Consider the following 18,359-nt stretch of genomic DNA (forward strand, 5'->3'; position numbering starts at 1 on the left):
TAAAGACCGCCCGGTAGCCCATGCGGCGGAATGCCTCTGTGGCCAGATCCACGTCAATCCCGGCGGGCTTGCCATCGGCATCCTCATAGTTATACGGCGGATAATTGTCACTGCCGACAATGATGGCGGGCGTGTCGCTGTCCGGAGCTGTTTTGACTTCCCGGGGTTCTGCGCAGCCGGTCAGTGCCGTGGCCAGCAGGACTGCAGCACAGCAGAAAATCATGCGGGTTCGATACTTGTGTGTACGCATTTTCATTACATCATCCTTTGCTCGTAGATTGTAAATTTTTGTCGAATCCGGCCGAAACGAAAAAAAGATACATTGTCCGTTCCGACAATGCACCTTCTTCTGGCCATATCCAAAATATGGAATAAATGAAAAATGTAGTTAGATTATATGCGAAGACGCTCGATTTTTCAAGTATTTACAGGGATAAAATACGGAAGAATATGAAGACAAATTTCGACAGAACGTGCAGGACAGGCGCAAAAACGCGCGACGGGAAACTCGAACAACAACCTGGTGACAACTTTTTACAGATGAAGGATAACGAAAAAGGACACTCAGTCAATGCGGATGGCATCAACCCGGGTGTCCTTTGCAAGCGGAGATGGTGGGATTCGAACCCACGTGCCAGTTGCCCGACAACTTGATTTCGAGTCAAGCTCGTTATGACCACTTCGATACATCTCCAAAACAATTCAAATAGCATTATACCATACAAAAAGAAGCAAGAAAAGGGGGAAGTTTATAATTTTGAATATGCCTTGTCCTCCCGAGGAAATTATTATATAATGATTGATACTAAGGGTCAAAGAATCCGGAGGCATCAATCATTAGGCTTGAAGCATAAAGATGGGACTATGTGTATGCAGTGATATAGAAAAGGATAACGGAGGCGTTGTGGAATGAAAAAGAATTGGTATGCTGACCAGCGGCGGAGACTGCCAGGCACTGAACGCGACAATGAGAGGCGTGGTGAAGGGACTTTTTACCTACACCGATGATGTGGAGATCTATGGATTCCTGGATGGATATAAGGGGCTGATCTACAGCAATTTCCGTATGCTGACGGCACAGGATTTCTCCGGGATCCTGACCAAAGGCGGCACCATTCTGGGAAGCTCCAGACAGCCGTTTAAGCTCATTCGGGTGCCAGATGAGAACGGGCTGGACAAGGTGGAGGCCATGAAGCACACCTACCACAAGCTGAACCTGGACTGTCTGGTGATCCTGGGCGGTAACGGCACCCAGAAGACGGCCAACCTGCTGCGGGAGGAAGGGCTGAACATCGTGGGCCTGCCCAAGACCATTGACAACGATATCTGGGGAACAGACATGACCTTCGGCTTCCAGAGTGCCGTGGACATTGCTACATCGGCCATTGACTGTATCCACACCACGGCAGCTTCCCACGGCCGGGTATTCATCGTGGAGGTCATGGGCCACAAGGTGGGCTGGCTGACGCTGCATGCAGGCATCGCCGGAGGCGCAGATATCATCCTGATCCCTGAGATCCCTTATAATATTGATAAAGTCATTGAAGCCATCGAGCGCCGGAACCAGGCGGGCAAGCGGTTTACCATCCTGGCGGTGGCAGAGGGCGCCATTTCCCAGGAGGATGCGGCCCTTTCCAAGAAAGAATATAAGAAAAAACTGGAGGCTGCCAAATATCCGTCCATTTCCTATGAGCTGGCGCAGCAGATTCAGGAGAGAAGCGGTGTGGAGGTGCGCATCACTGTGCCCGGACACACCCAGAGAGGCGGAAGTCCATGTCCTTACGACCGCGTGCTGTCCACAAGACTTGGCGCCAAGGCGGCGGAGCTGATCATGAACGGCGACTTTGGCTATATGGTTTCCGTGAAGAATAACAAGATCGACAAGACACCGCTGCAGGAAGTGGCGGGACGGCTGAAAATGGTTGAGCCGGATTCGGATATTGTAAAAGAAGCCAAGACCATCGGCATCAGCTTTGGTGACTAGGGTTTTGGCGGGAAGAAAGGAAGAAGCACATGTCTTATACAGCACTGTACCGGAAGTTCCGCCCGACGGAATTTGAGGATGTGAAGGGGCAGGATCATATCGTGACGACCCTGAAACACCAGATCGCGGCGGATCGTATCGGACATGCTTACCTGTTCTGCGGGACGAGAGGCACGGGAAAGACCACGGTGGCGAAGATTTTTGCCAAAGCGGTGAACTGTGAGCACCCGGTGGAAGGCAGCCCTTGCGGGGAATGCCGGATGTGCCGGGCCATCGCCTCCGGGGCGTCCATGAACGTCATCGAGATCGATGCGGCCTCCAACAACGGCGTGGACAACATCCGTGAGATCCGGGAAGAGGTGGCATATTCTCCGGCAGAGGGCAAATATAAGGTTTATATCATCGACGAGGTTCATATGCTTTCCATAGGCGCGTTCAACGCCCTGCTGAAAACGCTGGAGGAGCCGCCGGCATACGTGATTTTCATTCTGGCGACCACCGAGGCCCACAAGATCCCGGTGACGATCCTGTCCCGGTGCCAGCGATATGATTTTCGGCGCATCGGCATCGACACCATCACCGACCGTCTTATGGAGCTTTTGGAAAAAGAGCAGGTAGAAGCCGAGGAAAAGGCGGTCCGCTATGTGGCCAAGGCGGCGGATGGTTCCATGCGTGATGCGTTAAGCCTGCTGGATCAGTGTATCGCTTTTTATCTGGGGGAAAAGCTGACCTACGACCATGTACTGGAAGTGCTTGGGGCGGTGGACACCGAGGTGTTCAGCAATTTCTTTGGAAAACTGCTGCGGGGCGATATCCCGGGCTGCATCCGGGCGCTGGACGATCTGGTCATCCAGGGCCGGGAGCTGGGGCAGTTTGTCACGGATTTTACCTGGTATCTGCGCAACCTTTTGCTGGTGCGGAGCGCCGATCAGATGGAGGATGTGCTGGACATGTCCACAGAAAATCTGCGGCAGCTGAAAGAGGACGCCGCCCAGGTGGAGCCGGAGACGCTCATGCGGTGGATCCGGATTTTCTCTGAGCTGGCAGGACAGATGAAGTTTGCCTCCCAGAAGCGGATCATGGCGGAGATTGCCGTTATCCGGCTGTGCAGACCGGCCATGGAGCGCAACATGGATACGGTATTTGACCGGATCGCAGAGGTGGAGCGGAAGCTGGAGGAGGGCGTTGTCGTGCAGGCAGCGGCGCCTGCGGCCAGTGCGGGAAGCCGGGCGGAAGTAAAACCCCAGGCGAAACCGGTGCTGGACCGGGCCATCCCCGATGATATCAAACAGGTGGTGGCAGACTGGAAGGGCATCATCCGCGATCTGTCAGGCATGACAAAGAATTACCTGCGGCACGCAAGGCTGAGCCTGGGCGGGGAAAACCGGCTGCAGATCGTGTTTGAGGATGAGACAGCTTACGACTTTGTGAACCGGGATGTCCAGAAACAGGAGCTGATCGAGGCCATCGAGAGCCGGATCGGCAAACAGGTGGAGCTGGACATCAAGCTGGTGGATCAGGGCAGAAGTTTTGAGGATAGTTTTGTAGATATTGAGAAAATCGTCAATATGGACATTACAATAGAAGATTAAGCAAATAACAGGAGGAAAAGAATATGGCAAAAAGAGGTGGATTTCCGGGCGGCGGTATGCCGGGAAACATGAATAATCTGATGAAACAGGCACAGCGCATGCAGCGTCAGATGGAGGAGCAGCAGAAAGAGCTGGAAGAGAAGGAGTTTACCGCATCTGCAGGCGGCGGAGCCGTTGAGGTGACCCTGAACGGTAAATATGAGGTGACTAAGATTTCTCTGGATGAAGAGGTCGTTGATCCCGAGGACATCGAGATGCTGGAGGATCTGGTCATGGCAGCTGTGAACTCTGCTCTTCGTCAGGTGGAGGAGGCTTCCAAGGCCAACATGTCCAAGCTGACCGGCGGTATGGGCGGAGGATTCCCGTTCTGATGGATTACTACAGCAGTCAGATCAGCAAGTTAATAGAGCAGCTGTCGAGACTTCCGGGCATCGGCCCCAAATCCGCCCAGCGGCTGGCGTTTCACCTCATTCATCTGCCTCTGGAGCAGGTGGAAGAGCTGTCGTCCTCGATCCTAGAGGCGAAGAAGAACGTCCGCTACTGTAAGGAGTGCTGCACGTTGACGGACGCGGAGGTGTGTCCGATCTGCGCCAACCCCAAGCGGGATCACAGCGTCATCATGGTGGTGGAGAACACGAGAGACCTGGCGGCCTATGAGAAAACGGGCAAATATGAGGGCGTCTATCATGTGCTCCACGGCGCGATCTCTCCGCTTCTTGGTGTCGGCCCGGCGGACATCCGTCTGAAAGAGCTGATGCAGCGTCTCCAGGGGGATGTGAAGGAGGTCATCATCGCCACCAACTCCAGTCTGGAGGGGGAGACGACGGCCATGTACATCAGCAAGCTGGTGAAGCCGACAGGCATCAAGGTGACGCGGATCGCCAGCGGCGTGCCGGTGGGCGGCGATCTGGAATATATCGATGAAGTCACATTGCTCCGTGCGCTGGAAGGGCGGACCGAGCTGTAACCATAAGCAAAAACTTGAAAAATGAAAAAGGTGGTAGAGAAAATGAATGAACTGGAACTTCAGAAAACTGCCGTAGAGGTTCGAAAAGGAATCATTGAGGCGGTTCACAGTGCAAAATCAGGGCATCCGGGCGGCTCCCTGTCCGCAGCGGATATTTTCACCTATCTGTATTTTGAGGAAATGAATATTGACCCGAAGGCTCCGAAAAAAGAGGGCAGAGACCGTTTTGTCCTGTCCAAGGGGCACACGGCGCCGGGCTACTATTCTGCGCTGGCACACAGAGGCTTTTTCCCGGTGGAGGATCTGAAAACCCTTCGGAAAGTAGGCTCTTATCTCCAGGGCCATCCGGACAGAAAGCACATTCCGGGCGTGGATATGTCCAGCGGTTCTCTGGGCCAGGGCGTGTCTGCCGCAGTGGGTATGGCGCTGTCTGCCAAAATGTCCGGCGAGGATTACCGCACTTATACCCTGCTGGGCGACGGTGAGATCCAGGAGGGCCAGGTATGGGAGGCTGCCATGTTCGCAGGCGCCAGAAAACTGGACAACCTGGTGCTGATCGTGGACAACAACGGCCTGCAGATCGACGGCAACATTGCTGACGTCTGCTCCCCGTATCCCATTGACAAGAAGTTCGAGGCATTCAATTTCCATGTGATCAACATCGATGGAAATGATTTCAAACAGATCGCAGCTGCTTTTGCAGAGGCAAGACAGACCAAGGGCATGCCCACGGCCATCATTGCCAAGACCGTCAAGGGCAAGGGCGTTTCCTTCATGGAAAATCAGGTATCCTGGCACGGAACCGCGCCCAACGACGAGCAGTATGAGATCGCAATGGAAGAACTGAGAAAGGCTGGTGAAGCGTTATGTCAGAAGTAAAGAAAATCGCAACAAGAGAGAGCTACGGCAACGCGCTGGCACAGTACGGCGCAGAGTATCCGAATCTGGTCGTTCTGGACGCGGACCTGGCCGCTGCCACCAAGACCGGTATTTTCAAGAAAGCATTTCCGGAGAGACATATCGACTGCGGCATCGCTGAGTGCAACATGGTGGGCATTGCAGCAGGCCTTGCCACCACAGGCAAGATCCCGTTTGTCAGCTCCTTTGCCATGTTTGCGGCAGGCCGTGCCTTTGAGCAGATCCGCAACTCCGTGGGTTATCCCCACCTGAATGTGAAGATCGGCGCTACCCATGCGGGCATTTCCGTGGGCGAGGATGGCGCTACCCATCAGTGCAACGAGGATATCGCCCTCATGCGCACCATCCCGGGCATGGTTGTCATCAACCCTTCCGATGATGTGGAGGCAAAGGCCGCTGTGAAGGCTGCCATCGATCATGACGGCCCGGTATATCTGCGGTTTGGCCGTCTGGCTGTGCCGGTGATCAACGACAACCCGGATTACAAATTTGAGCTGGGCAAGGGCGTGGTGCTGCGGGAAGGCAAGGATATTACGCTGATCGCCACCGGCTTGTGTGTATCCGAGACGCTGGAGGCTGCCAAGCTGCTGGAGGCAGACGACATCGACGCCAGGGTCATCAACATCCACACCATCAAACCGCTGGATGAAGATCTGGTGGTTGCTGCGGCAAAAGAGACCGGCAAAGTGGTGACCATCGAGGAACATTCCGTCATCGGCGGTCTGGGAAGTGCTGTGTGTGATGCCCTGTGTGCAAACTATCCGACACCGGTGTACAAGATCGGTATCAATGACACCTTCGGAGAATCCGGCCCGGCAGTAGAGCTGATCAAAAAATATGGACTGGATGCAAAGAGTATCTATGAGAAAGTAAAAGCATTTGCTGGGAAAAAACGATGACAGCAGTAATTGAGCGGGTATATGCGTGGCTGTGGGGAGATCTCTTCTCCATACCGCTTCCCGGCGGGGGCCAGATCGGCCTGTCACTTCTGGTCATTTTTCTCGTTCCTGCGGGAATTTATTTTTCCATCAGAACCCGCTTTCTGCCGGTTCGTCTGTTCCCGGATATGATCCGGGCGCTGGGAGAGAAGGAAAAAGAAAAAGGTGGTCTGTCATCCTGGCAGACACTGATCGTGTCTACAGCCACAAGAGTAGGCATGGGCAATCTGGTGGGCGTGGTAGCGGCCATATCCGCAGGCGGTGCAGGTGCAGTATTCTGGATGTGGCTGATGGCAGTGCTGGGGGCATCCACCGCATTCGTGGAGGCAACGCTGGCCCAGCTGCATCGGGAGGAGGACAGCCTGTACGGCGGTTTTCATGGCGGCCCGGCCTATTATATCCATCATGCCAGTGAAAAAAAGAGCGGCAGGAAGAAACGGTACTCCCTTCTGGCGGTGCTGTTTGCCCTGTCCGGCCTGATCTGCTGGTGCGGCATCAGCCAGGTGGTTGCCAATTCCGTGACATCGGCTTTCCAAAATGCGTTCCACATTCCGGTGCTGTACACCACCATCGTGCTGGTGGCGCTGGCGGCAGTGATCGTTCTGCGAAAAAATACAACCGTGAAGGTGCTGGATATTATGGTGCCGATCATGGCGGGCTGTTATTTTATACTGACGGTGGTCATGATCGTGAAAAATATCGGCATGGTGCCCGGCGTGTTTGCCCGGATTTTTGAGGAGGCCTTCGGCATCCGGCAGGTGGTGTCCGGCGGTTTTGGCGCTGTGGTGATGAACGGCGTGAAGCGGGGACTGTTCTCCAATGAGGCGGGCTCCGGTTCCGCACCCTGTGCGGCAGCAGCGGCGGAGAGTGACGATCCGGTGAAGATCGGTCTGGTACAGGCGCTGGGCGTGTTCATCGACACCATTGTGATCTGCAGCTGTACGGCATTTCTCATTCTGCTGGTGCCCCAGGAACAGATCGCAGGGCTTGCGGGCATGGATCTGCTGCAGACAGCCATGAGTTATCATCTGGGAGAGTTTGGTGTGATTTTTACGGCACTGACACTGGGGCTGTTCAGCTTCTCCACGTTTCTCGGCATTTTGTTCTATGCCAGATCCAACGTGTCCTATCTTTGCGGAGAGAAGTGGTGCTTCCAGACACTGTATAAGGTGGTGGCGCTGGTCATGCTGTTCATCGGCGGCCTGGCAGCCTACACGGTGGTGTGGGATCTGGGCGACGTGGGTGTCGGCCTGATGACGATATTCAACCTGATCGCTCTGTATCCCATGGCGGGAGAGGCGCTGGAAGCACTGCGCAGGTACGAGCAGGAGCGCAAAGAAGCGCGTTCCAGATCCCGTCAGAAATAATATCCGCCAGCAGGCATACCTTCCTGCGCGGCGTGTGTTTCAGAAAAAAGTAACCGAGAGCGCCGGAGCGGCTGACCGTTCCGGTGATATGCAGATCTCCCGCAGCGGGCAGCTGTTTGGACAGACCGGCACCTGGGAGAAGCGGCCCCAAACCAACCGTAATGCAGCCGGGGCGGTGTCCGACAGCGATGGCGGCATCCACGGCCAGAATGGGGGCACCGGGGAAATCCCGGGAGATCGCGCGTAAAATAACAGGAAGATTCAGGGCATGGACCGCCTGTTCCTCTGTACCGAAAATGTGTACAGGGAGCAGGCGGTCTGTTTTTTTCAGTTTTTCTTCCAGCAGTGTGCCCACCAGCGGCCCTAGCCGATCCCCCTGCACCTGGGTGGTGCCAATGCACAGGATGATCAGAGGCCGGGTGTGATCGACGGCAGGCAGAAGCTCTGCCAGAAAACGGGTCAGCGCCGCGGTGTACGAGCGGCGGCCCGGGATATAAAAAATCGGGTTTGTATTCATAAAATTCCTCCGAATATTTCAAAACATTGTTTTACACATATTATCGCTTGCAAAGTGCGTTTTATTTCTCTGGTATGAGTCAAAATCTATGTCCATGCGAGAAATTGATGTTGCTGAGTATTTGTGTCATTTACTTTTCAATAACGGAACTTTCTTTATAGTATGTCCAATGCAGGATGAGTTTGTTCCATATATCTCTAAAAGTTTTGAGAAAATGCAATGGAATTATGTAAGAGATATTTAGGTGGCAAAGACAGACGCAAGACGGATGCACGATGTGCACAGGGCATGTGATATACAAAGGTAAAGCAAAAATTCCGTCGAAATAATCTTCAAAACAGGGACACAAACCGGCAAAATATGCGGGAAACTTATGCTACGTTTAGAAAAAACAAAGCAGAGGTGGAGACGATGATCGAGGTTGTTTATCAGGGAGACGCGCAGGAGGAACAGGAAGGCATCGCATTGCCGAAGAATGTCCGGCAGGTGGGGGAGATCCAGCGGGACAGACGGATTTACATAGAAGATTACGTGGTGACATACATTCGGCAGAAAATAGAGGAAAACAAGAATCTGGGCTGTGTGCTCATCCTGACGGGAAGAAAAGAGTACGTGCAGGACACGCTGTATCTGTTTGCGGACGGCGCGTTTCTGGTGGAGTATGAGCAGGTGGGAAAGGATTACGTGTTTTCCGACCGGGTGTGGGAGAACGTCTATGAGCAGGTGAAGGAATATTTTTCCGGCGGGGAGATCGTGGGATGGCTGCTGTACGACGACGATCTGACGGAGGAACGGCTGCTGAAAGCACAGAAGAAAAACTTTCCGTCGGAGGACATGCTGCTCATCAAACGGGAGGCCTACGAGGAGGACTGTACCTGCTATCTTTATCGGGGCGGCAGTCTGGACGAGCTGCCCGGGTACTTTGTTTATTATGAGAAAAACGAGGCCATGCAGGAATTCCTTGTGAAAAATTATCAGAACGCCGCCCGGGCGGCGGAGGAAGAGCAGGCCATCCGAAAGAAAGAAGAACCGGTGGTGAACTTCCGAAAACGCATGCAGAAAAACCGGGAACCAAGGAAGCAGGCCGGCGGCACCCATGGCATTCTGTATGTGGCGGGTTCCTTTTTGCTGCTGCTGGTCATCCTCACCGGAATCACTATGGTGAATAATTATGATAAAATGCAGCAGCTTGAGACGGCAGCAGATCTGGCGGGCACGCCGCAGGCCGGCGGCGATGCGCAGCAGACGTCCGCGGCGGTCGCCAATGGCAGAGACGGCACCGAAAAAGATGGGCAGAGCGGAACAGAAGGGACTGCCGGGGCGACAGGGGTACAGGCTGGTAACGCCAACACTGCGGATCAGGAAAGCGCAGCCGGGAATGGAACCGGGCAGAGCGGAAGCGCAGGGCAGGCAGACGGGACAGGCAGTCAGGCCCGGGTGGAGGAAGCCCCTGCCGGGGTAACCCCGCTGACGGATACCGTTTCCACAGGTTCTTCTGTAGAAAATGGGAGTGGCCAGAATAGCCAGGGACAAGCGGCAGACGGGGCTGCGTCGTCAGGTGCAGAATCAGAATCCTCTCAAAATTCCGGTGAAATCGGTATGGAAAACGAAAACCGGGAAGCAGGACAGGACGACGGGTCTGCAAGGGCGCAGTCCGACAGCGAAACGTCTGATCAGGATGCCGATGCCACCGGCGGTCAGACGCAGGATGAAACGGCGCCTGCCTCCACCAACGTGCCTGTCCAGTACACCGTCCAGCCCGGGGATACTCTGCTGGCCATCAGCAAACGGGTCTACGGCACTGACCAGATGGTAGGCAAGATCTGTGCCGCCAATGGCATCAATGACGGAGACAAAATACTGGCCGGGCAAAAAATACTGCTTCCCTAGATTAGAAAACATGATATAATGTGTGCAAAAGAAAAGGAAGCGACGTCGAAGACGGCATTTACTTTTCTTGCACCATTATCGAACGAACAGCCTGCGTAGCAGGCAATAAAAAGCGCGATAGCGCGGGTTCGTGAGATGCAAGGGAGAGGATTTGAGACTCGTAGCATTATCGAATGAACAGCCTGCGATAGCAGGCAGCAGAGCGCGATAACGCGGGGAACCGGAGCTTGAAATTCCGATAGAAAGATAAAAGGAGCCTCTTACATGGCAGAAGATAATATCAGGCCCTTCCGGACACGGGACGCCAAAAACGTCCCCACAGAGGAAGAGCGTGCTTTACATAAAAAGATCCGCCGGCATCGGCTGGGCGGCCGGGCGGCCATCGTGGTGCTGCTTCTGGCGGCGGTAATCCTGATCGCCTATTTTTACATGGATTACCAGCGAAAGACGTACAGCAACTACAGCATCATCGAGTGGAATGAGCTCAGCGGTATGGAGAATTCCAACAGCGTTTCCTTCGGCGGCAATATCCTGCGCTACAATAAAGATGGCGTGGCCTACGTGGATTACACCAATGCCCAGATCTGGAACCAGCCTTACGAGATGGGATCACCGATGCTGGATGTGAGTGACCAGGCGGCAGCCGTGGCGGACAAGGGCGGCAATAAGATATACCTTTTTGACGAAAAGGGCCTGACCGGCGAGATCGACACGGTGCTTCCCATTCAGAAGATCGCGGTGTCGGATGCGGATACGGTGGCTGTGCTGTTGAAGGATGGCAGCGTCAGCCGGGTGAATTATTACAATAAGAGCGGCGAAGTGATTTCCGAGATGAAGATCGGTATGGACAACATGGGCTATCCCATGGCCATGGACGTGTCGCCGGACGGCAAGATGTTCATGCTGTCTTTTTTGAGCGTGTCCGGCGGCAGTCTGGATACGGTGATTTCTTATTATAATTTTGGAAATGTGGGACAGGAGTACAAGGATCGTCTGGTGAAGTCCAAGACTTACGAGGACAGCGTGTTCCCGGAGGTGGAATTCCTGGACGACAGTACCTCCGTGGCTTACGGGGATACCATGGCCTGTATTTACAAAGGTTCCCAGATTCCGGAGGAATCCGCCACCATCACGTTTGCGCAGGAGATCCAGAGCGTATTTTCTGATGCCACGCATCTGGGCTTTATCCTCAGCAACGACAAAGAGGGCACCCCATACCTGGCAGAGGTGTACAATCTGAGCGGGAAAAAGATTTTCTCGGAGGATGTGTCTCTGGCTTACACCCAGGTCAAGCTGGACCGGGAGAAGGTCATTCTGTTCAATGACACGGAATTTTCGGTATACAGCCTGTCTGGCATCCATAAATTTGAGGGAGAATACGAGTCCACCATCAAGGACGTGATCTCCACCAACAAGCAGTCCCGGTATATCATCATCACCCCTACAGAGATGGATAAAATCAAACTTGAGTAGGCATATATACAGATAGCGAAGGGCATAGAGCAGGAAAATGCATCCTGAAGCAATGTGCAAATGCAGAAACGACGACAACATAGACTGAACTGACAGAAAGAGAAGACAGGAAGTGGAGACATGAACTGGTTACTGATAGGAATTTTGATTTTTATGCTGATCTGCACGATCAACGGATACCGCAAGGGCTTCATCAGGCTTGCGGTTTCCTTTGTTTTTGTGATCATCACCATTGCGCTGGTGCGGATGGTGACGCCTTATCTGGGCAGTTTCCTGGAGCAGCACACGCCGGTATACAGCACCATCAAGGAAAACTGTATGGAAATTTTCCGGGAGGACGCCGGGGACTACGATCAGGAGAAAAAGACTGACCAGGTGAAGGCCATTGAGAGCAGCCGTTTGCCGGAAAAATTTAAGAAATCCCTCATGGAAAACAACAATGCGGAGATCTACTCGATCCTGGAAGTGACGGGCTTTGATGAGTATATCGGCACCTATGTGGCGAAAACGCTGACGAACATCATCGCATTTGTGCTGGCGTTTATCATCATTTATCTGGCGCTGAAGCTGATCCTGTTTTCCCTGGATCTCATCGCAAGGCTGCCAGTGCTCCACGGCATCAACAAGACGGCGGGGCTGCTGCTGGGGCTGGCGGAGAGCCTGGTGTTCATCTGGGTATTTTTCCTGGCGATCACCATCTTTTTCACCGGAAAAACCGGCGAGAACCTGATGGGCATGGTCAACGACAGCCTGTTCCTGCGGTTCCTGTATTCAAACAACTATCTGCTGAAAATCATCAGCGCTATTGTGCTGGGGGTATAAAACATATATGAGAATGCGGCTGGACCGGCGTTTATGGATGTGACGAAAGTGGATGAGGCTGATTTTGTTGGAGGGATACGCGATGAAGGTATGCATTTTGATGGGAAGCCCGAGAGCACAGGGTAACACGGCAGCACTGCTGGCCCCCTTCACAGAACAGCTGGAAAGCTGCGGCGCCCAGGTAACGCGCTTTGATCTTTACGAGAAAAACCTGCAGCCCTGTCTGGCCTGCCGGGCCTGTCAGAAGGACTGGACGATTTTCGGCTGCGCGAGAAAGGACGATATGCAGGAAATCTTTGACGCGGTGATGAATTGCGATCTGCTGGTGCTGGCATCGCCCATCTATTCTTGGTATTGCACCCCACCCACCAAATGCGTGCTGGATCGGCTGGTGTACGGCATGAATAAATATTACGGAGAGAAAAAGGGCCCCTCTCTCTGGCGTGGAAAGAAGATGGCCCTGATCACAACGTGTGGATACCGGCTGGAAAAAGGGGCCGATCTGTGGGAGGAAGGCATGCGCCGTTACTGCAAACACTCTCAGTTGACTTATGTGGGAATGCTGGCGGAGCGGCATCTGGGCTACGCCTCTGTGTTTATGGATCCTGAGAAGGAAGCGCGGGCCCGGGCATTTGCCCGGGCGTGTGTGCAAGCTTTTGATATTCCTTCGGCGTGATGTTCATTTCGTGAATAAAGGTACGGTAAAAATGGGAGATATCTGAGAACCTGATGGGCCGGATATCTCCCATTTTTTTGTGGCTTTTTTATGATTGCCAGGCATTTTGTAAAATAATTTGCGAAGCCCTCGTGCTGCTAATGAGAAGAATTATCACATAATATCAAGATTTTTTTGAATTTTGGTGAAAGGATTTCCTCTTTCTGGTATTTCATATAATAGAGGGTTATCGCGAACTGCGATATTTTCACGAAAAAGAGAAAAAGAAAGGCAGGGGGGACTATTTTGAAAAGATTTTTCAGCATACTGCTTGCAGTGTGTCTTCTCGCAACCTGTGTTCCCATGGATACGTACGCCATGGTCGGCGCATTGAACACAACGACAGAGGCAGTTTCGGCCGATAGTAATGGGGCATCCGTTGGAACTTATAAGGTCAGATGGATCCAGAATGACCATATCCGGCTGTATGTTGTGACAAACAGGGTTGACAAAGAAACTTATCTGGTGACGGTTCCGGCAAGAACCAAAGCTTCGGCCAAGGGAAGCATGTGACATGGTCACGCAGAAGAAAATTTATCAGAAGCCGTATTTTACGGCGGGTTCCAAAAGTGTACGCTATTCCACCAGAGATGTATCCGTATCAAACGATGCCATCACGGTGAAATATGTGCTCAAACCGTATGAGCAGATTTCCGGTCTGGAGAAAAATTCCTATGTGGTGACGACCACGTACCGGATCGTGAAGCTGGATGAAGGCACGACGGCAGGCACCACCGGTGCAGGGCGGATTTATGAGGATGATGCAGACAGCGGCAGAACCTATGGCATCAAAACGAGTATTGATGCCACCTATCAGGGATCTCCGGTCAGCTCCTGGAAGGATACGGTGGATCTGAAATTTTTTACAGAGCTGCACCATTTTAATAAGATGGGACATGCCAATGCATCGAAAGGTGCGTCCATTTATATGAGCAGTGCATCGGGAAGCTCTAAAGACGGGTATACCCACACAGAAGAGGCTGTGGCGGTGGACATGCTGCACGTGAATACCGGGTCGGTGGGCTGGGCCTACAGTGCGATTACCGGTCAGTACAAGAGCCATGGGGAAGCGATTTCCGAGTTGTTTACCAAGGGTTATTCCTGGGCAAATCCCTTTACGGCCATGTCCCCTCTGTATACCGGGTATGTGGACGGCCATGCTGGCGATCCGGATGCAGACTGCCGTGATTCGCTGCCGGAGCAGTTCTCGGCGACGGTCAGTGGTAATGTGACGCTGGAGTGCCCGTTTAATATGCTGGGTAAAGAGCGCAGTTTTTACTATGGAAATATGCTCTGGGGATTCCGGGATCTGTATACCGATAAAGAGGAATTTACCCCCAGCGATAAGGTGGAGGTCAGTACAACAGCGAAACAGCTGGGAATTTATCAGACTGGGAAAACCTATCAGGCGGTTCCGGCAGAAAATGCGGCTGCTCTTGAGAAAAATAAGGAAACCTACGGGGAACCGGTTGCTGTTTTACGGGGAAATTATGCGGAAAAAAATGGCCGCTATGTATTCAGTTCCGGTGCGGCGGCGCTGTCTGCCACCATCACTGCTACGTGGCCCATGGGAAGCGGCAGCTTCTCTGTCGGCAAAGACGGCAGCTTTGAGATAAACGGTGTCAGCCTGAACGCACCTACCTTTAAATTTTATCAGGAAAAATCATCCGGACAGGATGGCCTTTCCATTGCACCGGGGGCTGATGGCCTGGCAGTGGCCATTGATGCGGACACCAACGCGGCAGTCATGACAACGGATGTCCCGGGCACCACCATCCGGGTGGAAAGCGCCATGATCAAGCCCAGTGGAAATATCAGCTTTGCGGGTAATGCCCAGTTTGCCATTTTCAGAGGCGCGGAGTTTACCATGCAGGAGCTGGGCTACGGCATGAAAAACGACAAATTCAAGGTGAACGGTATCCGGGCAACGGGAAAGATTGATACGGCGGACATGCTGGGCCTGGAAATGGCAAGCCTGGAAGGCACCATTGATACGTTCAACTCCTATTATCACTTTACCATGGAATTGAATGTGTTTGATCTGTTTGAAACCAATGCAGAGCTGGAGCTGATGCGGTCCGACCTGACAGGTTCCCTCATGCCCAACAAGCTGTATTTCTTCGCAGGATCCAGCGTGGCCAAGATTCCGCTGGTGCCTCCGGTCGTGGTGGCAAACATCACCGGTGCGGGCGGCGGCTTTGACGGTCTGGCGAAAACGCTGAACGGAGATTTCTTCGCCATTCCACCGCTTACCCTTTCGATCACCGGAAGAGGTGAGGTACTTAATGTCATTGAGGCAAAGGCCACCTATACCTTCCGGCCGGGTTATTACAAGCTGGAGGCAGAGGATGTGGGCATTGCATTCCTGAAAAAACTGAATCTGATCGACAATTTTACCATCTATGAGGGGATTCAGGGAGAGACACGCAATCATAAGGGTACCAACTATACAGGCTTAAGTGCTTCTGGCGGCGCCAGCATCCATATCAGTGTGCCGAATAAATCGAAAATCATCCAGGCGCAGGGAGATGTCAATGCCAGCGCATTTGCCGGACTGGATAACTATAAGAATCCGACAAAGGTTTATGCTGTGGCAGACCTGAGCGGCGGTGCGAGGGGAAGTCTGCATTTGCCGAAAAACTGGAAGTTCATTGGTGGGCTTAGTCTGGGATCCACCGGCTTTGATTTTTATCTGGGTGCCGACACTGTTGTGCCGGTGAGAGGCACAGATTTCAACGGCGCGGTAAATGCTGCATTTAAGAATTTCAGGGCTTACGGCGGTGCAAAGAAAGAGGGAGACTGGGAGGTGTGTTCCTACCGCGTGTGGTACATATTCCCGGAGAATGATGCGGGATTTAAAGTGGTAGGTTTCTGGTCTGATCTGCCGGAATGGAAATGGGAAGATCATAAGCCGGAGGGCTACAGCGCTTCTGTCGGTGAAGAGGATGCCCTTGCGGCGGTGGAGGTCAATCTGGAGCCTCTGGAGACCGTGGTAACGGAAGCACAGAACAATGCTGATGAGAGCGCTGGTGCAGAGACTGTCCAGGAAGAGCTGCAGAACAGTTCTGTGGAAAATGCCGGTGCGGCGCGTACACAGGAGGAAACGCAGAAAATTGTTGCGGCGGAAGCAGGGCAGCAGGATGCAGATGTGGAAAACGCACAGTCCGCACAGGTTGAAACGCAGAAGGCTGTTGCGGAAGAACTGGCGCAGATGGATGCAAAAAATACTGCTGTTACAGAGAACGCGCAGACAGAATCTGAGAAAACAGGGAGCAACAGCGCACAGGCTGAACCTCAGACAGAGCTTGTGACGGAACCTGCGCAGGAGGAAATGCAGGCCGCTGATGCACAGGAAATCCAGCCTGAAAATGCAGAGAGTGCTGCTACAGAAGGATCTACAGGTACAGATGCAGCAGAAGACAGCTCTTCTGATAGTTATATAATAGAAGATACTCTTCCGGCGGTGATGGCCGAGCCGAACGCAATTTACAGCAAGGATGTGAGGCTGGACGCACATGCGGGACAGACTTTGCCCAGTGACGCAACGGTTCTCCTGATGGTGACACCTATTGCGGAAGATGCGGACATGGATGCTTTTGCGCAGAGTCTTTCTGTTGAAAAGAATGGAAGCGGGATTGCTCTGACATGGCCACAGTACAATGAAGAGAAAGAGATCATAAATGAATCGGAAGTGAATGCCCTCATTACCACAAATGGGGATGGAAAACCCTGTGTGATGATCGGGCTTGGACAGAATGTGTCCGTGGATGATATCTGCTCCGTGACAAGCAGTCTTTCAGACTATAGGGTCAGCATGAATGCGTCTTTGCCCTTTGACAGTCTGTCAGTCAGTCTGCATGGGCAGACCCTGAGCGGGCAGGTGGCAAATCCAGATGCGAGTGCAAAATATGTGCTGGCTACTTACTTCGGAGAGGAAAGCGGTGATACCACATACGTGATCGATCATCAGGATATCACAGATCCTTCCGACATTTCCGCTGAGATTCCCAGCGAGGGTACCATGCTTCCGACGGGCAGCTATTTTGTGACAGCAAAACTGCTGAGTAAAGTAGAGGTAGAAATTGAGAATGAGGATGGAACCAAAGGAAAAGAAGAGGTTCTCCTTCCCGTTGATACGGCAGAACTGGGACAGGTGCAGTATCGGAATACGGTGCAGCCCGCAGCGCCCGCTTCGGCGGACATTCAACCGGCAGGTAATGAGATCATGCAGGCAGCCTGGAGCCAGGTGGACAATGCAGACGGCTATAAAGTAACCATTTATCAGGAAGATGGCGGAAACTTTGTGGACACCGGTAAAGGTTATATGTATGATGCGGAGGATATCAAAGCGTCCAAGATTAACGGCATCCGTTACGACGCGGATACGAAAACCTTTGTGCTGGATATGGCGCTGACCGTAGCCGGGGAAGACGTCATTGCCGATGAAGAGAAAAATACGACATCCAAGGGAACGACATCTGTCCTGGAAGCAGGCAAAAACTATAAGATTGGCGTGCAGGCTTACAATTATCTGAAAGATGAGACGGGCGACAGGATTGACAATTCCAACGTATACAGCGAAGAGAAGCTTTCCAATGCTTCTCTGCTGCCAAAATACACGCCGCTGGATCTGGATGTGAAATTTGAAATCCAGAAGCAGGGGGAATCATCTTCTGAGCTTGTTTCTCAGACAGTGACAGAGGAAAATGGGGTGTTCTCCTGCGTTTCCGGAGCGGGTGCAGATGACAAGTGGTATCTGACCCTGTCGAACAAGACCGGAGAAAATGCAGCGTATACGCTGACAAGGACGGATACAGACACGGAATATCCGGCTGTGGGAGAAGGAAAATTTGAGATCGACAATGTGGACATCACCGGCTCTATCATGGTTCGCATGGACGCCAAAGTGGATAAAGGAAGCTATACGGATATCACGACGAAGTATCTGCTCATTGAAAAGGACGAGACAGCACCCATGATCAGCCTGGATGATTCGATCGTCTATGCGGATGCAAAATCCGGAGAATATACGATCACCGGTATTGCAGAACCCAACAGCGCTATTTACCGGATCAACCTTTGGGGAGGCACGCTGGAGGAGAAGATTGCGGATGCCGACGAGAATGGAAAGTTTTCCTATACGGGAAAACTGGAGCTGACCATGGATCAATACGTG

Annotated in this window: 14 protein-coding genes, 1 tRNA gene and 1 pseudogene (1 of these 16 cut by a window edge); 13 read left to right on the forward strand and 3 right to left on the reverse strand. The window is 52.8% G+C overall.

Annotated elements, in window-relative coordinates; all coding sequences use genetic code 11:
- Positions 1 to 40: 40 nt before the first annotated feature.
- Positions 41 to 256, reverse strand: a pseudogene (locus tag RJD28_00675) (transporter substrate-binding domain-containing protein).
- Between the two features lie 350 nt (positions 257 to 606).
- Positions 607 to 694: transfer RNA gene (locus RJD28_00680), tRNA-Ser, on the reverse strand.
- Between the two features lie 231 nt (positions 695 to 925).
- Here RJD28_00680 and RJD28_00685 point away from each other — a divergent pair.
- From RJD28_00685 to RJD28_00715, 7 genes are read left to right on the forward strand one after another with little or no spacing between them, the layout of a single operon-like run.
- The gene (locus tag RJD28_00685; GenBank protein WNV58119.1) at positions 926 to 1,984 is read left to right on the forward strand and encodes an ATP-dependent 6-phosphofructokinase; all 1,059 of its coding nucleotides are present in this window, start codon (positions 926 to 928) and stop codon (positions 1,982 to 1,984) included.
- A gap of 29 nt (positions 1,985 to 2,013) precedes the next feature.
- Positions 2,014 to 3,576 (forward strand): DNA polymerase III subunit gamma/tau, encoded by a 1,563-nt coding sequence (gene dnaX, locus RJD28_00690; GenBank protein WNV58120.1) that lies wholly within the window; start codon positions 2,014 to 2,016, stop codon positions 3,574 to 3,576.
- A gap of 23 nt (positions 3,577 to 3,599) precedes the next feature.
- Complete coding sequence (locus RJD28_00695) at positions 3,600 to 3,947, forward strand: YbaB/EbfC family nucleoid-associated protein (protein WNV58121.1); 348 nt, start codon at positions 3,600 to 3,602, stop codon at positions 3,945 to 3,947.
- A complete protein-coding gene (recR, locus tag RJD28_00700; GenBank protein WNV58122.1) occupies positions 3,947 to 4,543 on the forward strand; it encodes a recombination mediator RecR in 597 nt (198 codons plus the stop codon). Before RJD28_00695 ends, recR begins: the two co-directional genes overlap by 1 nt.
- Positions 4,544 to 4,585: 42 nt before the next feature.
- A complete protein-coding gene (locus RJD28_00705) occupies positions 4,586 to 5,422 on the forward strand; it encodes a transketolase (GenBank protein WNV58123.1) in 837 nt (278 codons plus the stop codon).
- Positions 5,410 to 6,360, forward strand: coding sequence for a transketolase family protein (locus RJD28_00710; GenBank protein WNV58124.1), 951 nt, complete (start codon positions 5,410 to 5,412; stop codon positions 6,358 to 6,360). The genes RJD28_00705 and RJD28_00710 overlap by 13 nt, the downstream gene beginning before the upstream one ends.
- Positions 6,357 to 7,766, forward strand: a complete 1,410-nt coding sequence (locus RJD28_00715; GenBank protein WNV58125.1) for an alanine/glycine:cation symporter family protein — start codon at positions 6,357 to 6,359, stop codon at positions 7,764 to 7,766. The genes RJD28_00710 and RJD28_00715 overlap by 4 nt, the downstream gene beginning before the upstream one ends.
- Here RJD28_00715 and yyaC read toward each other — a convergent pair.
- Positions 7,663 to 8,283: a spore protease YyaC gene (gene yyaC, locus RJD28_00720; GenBank protein ID WNV58126.1), complete on the reverse strand. Its 621-nt coding sequence runs from the start codon at positions 8,281 to 8,283 to the stop codon at positions 7,663 to 7,665. The genes RJD28_00715 and yyaC overlap by 104 nt on opposite strands.
- Positions 8,284 to 8,643: 360 nt before the next feature.
- On the opposite strand from yyaC, the gene RJD28_00725 reads away from it, so the two are divergent.
- The 6 genes from RJD28_00725 to RJD28_00750 all read left to right on the forward strand — a co-directional run.
- Entirely contained in the window at positions 8,644 to 10,173 is a 1,530-nt protein-coding gene (locus tag RJD28_00725) for a LysM peptidoglycan-binding domain-containing protein (protein WNV58127.1), read from the forward strand.
- A 264-nt stretch (positions 10,174 to 10,437) separates the two neighbouring features.
- Positions 10,438 to 11,646, forward strand: a complete 1,209-nt coding sequence (locus RJD28_00730) for a DUF5711 family protein (protein WNV58128.1) — start codon at positions 10,438 to 10,440, stop codon at positions 11,644 to 11,646.
- A 120-nt stretch (positions 11,647 to 11,766) separates the two neighbouring features.
- Positions 11,767 to 12,468, forward strand: coding sequence for a CvpA family protein (locus tag RJD28_00735; protein ID WNV58129.1), 702 nt, complete (start codon positions 11,767 to 11,769; stop codon positions 12,466 to 12,468).
- An 82-nt stretch (positions 12,469 to 12,550) separates the two neighbouring features.
- Complete coding sequence (locus tag RJD28_00740; protein WNV58130.1) at positions 12,551 to 13,144, forward strand: flavodoxin family protein; 594 nt, start codon at positions 12,551 to 12,553, stop codon at positions 13,142 to 13,144.
- Between the two features lie 285 nt (positions 13,145 to 13,429).
- Positions 13,430 to 13,696: a hypothetical protein gene (locus tag RJD28_00745; protein WNV58131.1), complete on the forward strand. Its 267-nt coding sequence runs from the start codon at positions 13,430 to 13,432 to the stop codon at positions 13,694 to 13,696.
- 1 nt (position 13,697) lies between these two features.
- Positions 13,698 to 18,359, forward strand: the 5' portion of a protein-coding gene (locus RJD28_00750; protein ID WNV58132.1) for a hypothetical protein. It continues 1,032 nt past the right edge of the window; only the first 4,662 of its 5,694 coding nucleotides appear in the window; the start codon lies at positions 13,698 to 13,700; its stop codon lies off the right edge, out of view.

It is taken from the genome of Oscillospiraceae bacterium NTUH-002-81 (genome assembly GCA_032620915.1).
GTDB lineage: Bacteria > Bacillota > Clostridia > Lachnospirales > Lachnospiraceae > JAGTTR01.

What these genes read in the sequence shown, in the direction of transcription:
- RJD28_00685 (WNV58119.1), top strand. Translation starts at nt 926, where the DNA reads ATGCTGACCAGCGGCGGAGACTGCCAGGCACTGAACGCGACAATGAGA.
- dnaX (WNV58120.1), top strand. Translation starts at nt 2,014, where the DNA reads ATGTCTTATACAGCACTGTACCGGAAGTTCCGCCCGACGGAATTTGAG.
- RJD28_00695 (WNV58121.1), top strand. Translation starts at nt 3,600, where the DNA reads ATGGCAAAAAGAGGTGGATTTCCGGGCGGCGGTATGCCGGGAAACATG.
- recR (WNV58122.1), top strand. Translation starts at nt 3,947, where the DNA reads ATGGATTACTACAGCAGTCAGATCAGCAAGTTAATAGAGCAGCTGTCG.
- RJD28_00705 (WNV58123.1), top strand. Translation starts at nt 4,586, where the DNA reads ATGAATGAACTGGAACTTCAGAAAACTGCCGTAGAGGTTCGAAAAGGA.
- RJD28_00710 (WNV58124.1), top strand. Translation starts at nt 5,410, where the DNA reads ATGTCAGAAGTAAAGAAAATCGCAACAAGAGAGAGCTACGGCAACGCG.
- RJD28_00715 (WNV58125.1), top strand. Translation starts at nt 6,357, where the DNA reads ATGACAGCAGTAATTGAGCGGGTATATGCGTGGCTGTGGGGAGATCTC.
- yyaC (WNV58126.1), bottom strand. Translation starts at nt 8,283, where the DNA reads ATGAATACAAACCCGATTTTTTATATCCCGGGCCGCCGCTCGTACACC.
- RJD28_00725 (WNV58127.1), top strand. Translation starts at nt 8,644, where the DNA reads ATGCGGGAAACTTATGCTACGTTTAGAAAAAACAAAGCAGAGGTGGAG.
- RJD28_00730 (WNV58128.1), top strand. Translation starts at nt 10,438, where the DNA reads ATGGCAGAAGATAATATCAGGCCCTTCCGGACACGGGACGCCAAAAAC.
- RJD28_00735 (WNV58129.1), top strand. Translation starts at nt 11,767, where the DNA reads ATGAACTGGTTACTGATAGGAATTTTGATTTTTATGCTGATCTGCACG.
- RJD28_00740 (WNV58130.1), top strand. Translation starts at nt 12,551, where the DNA reads ATGAAGGTATGCATTTTGATGGGAAGCCCGAGAGCACAGGGTAACACG.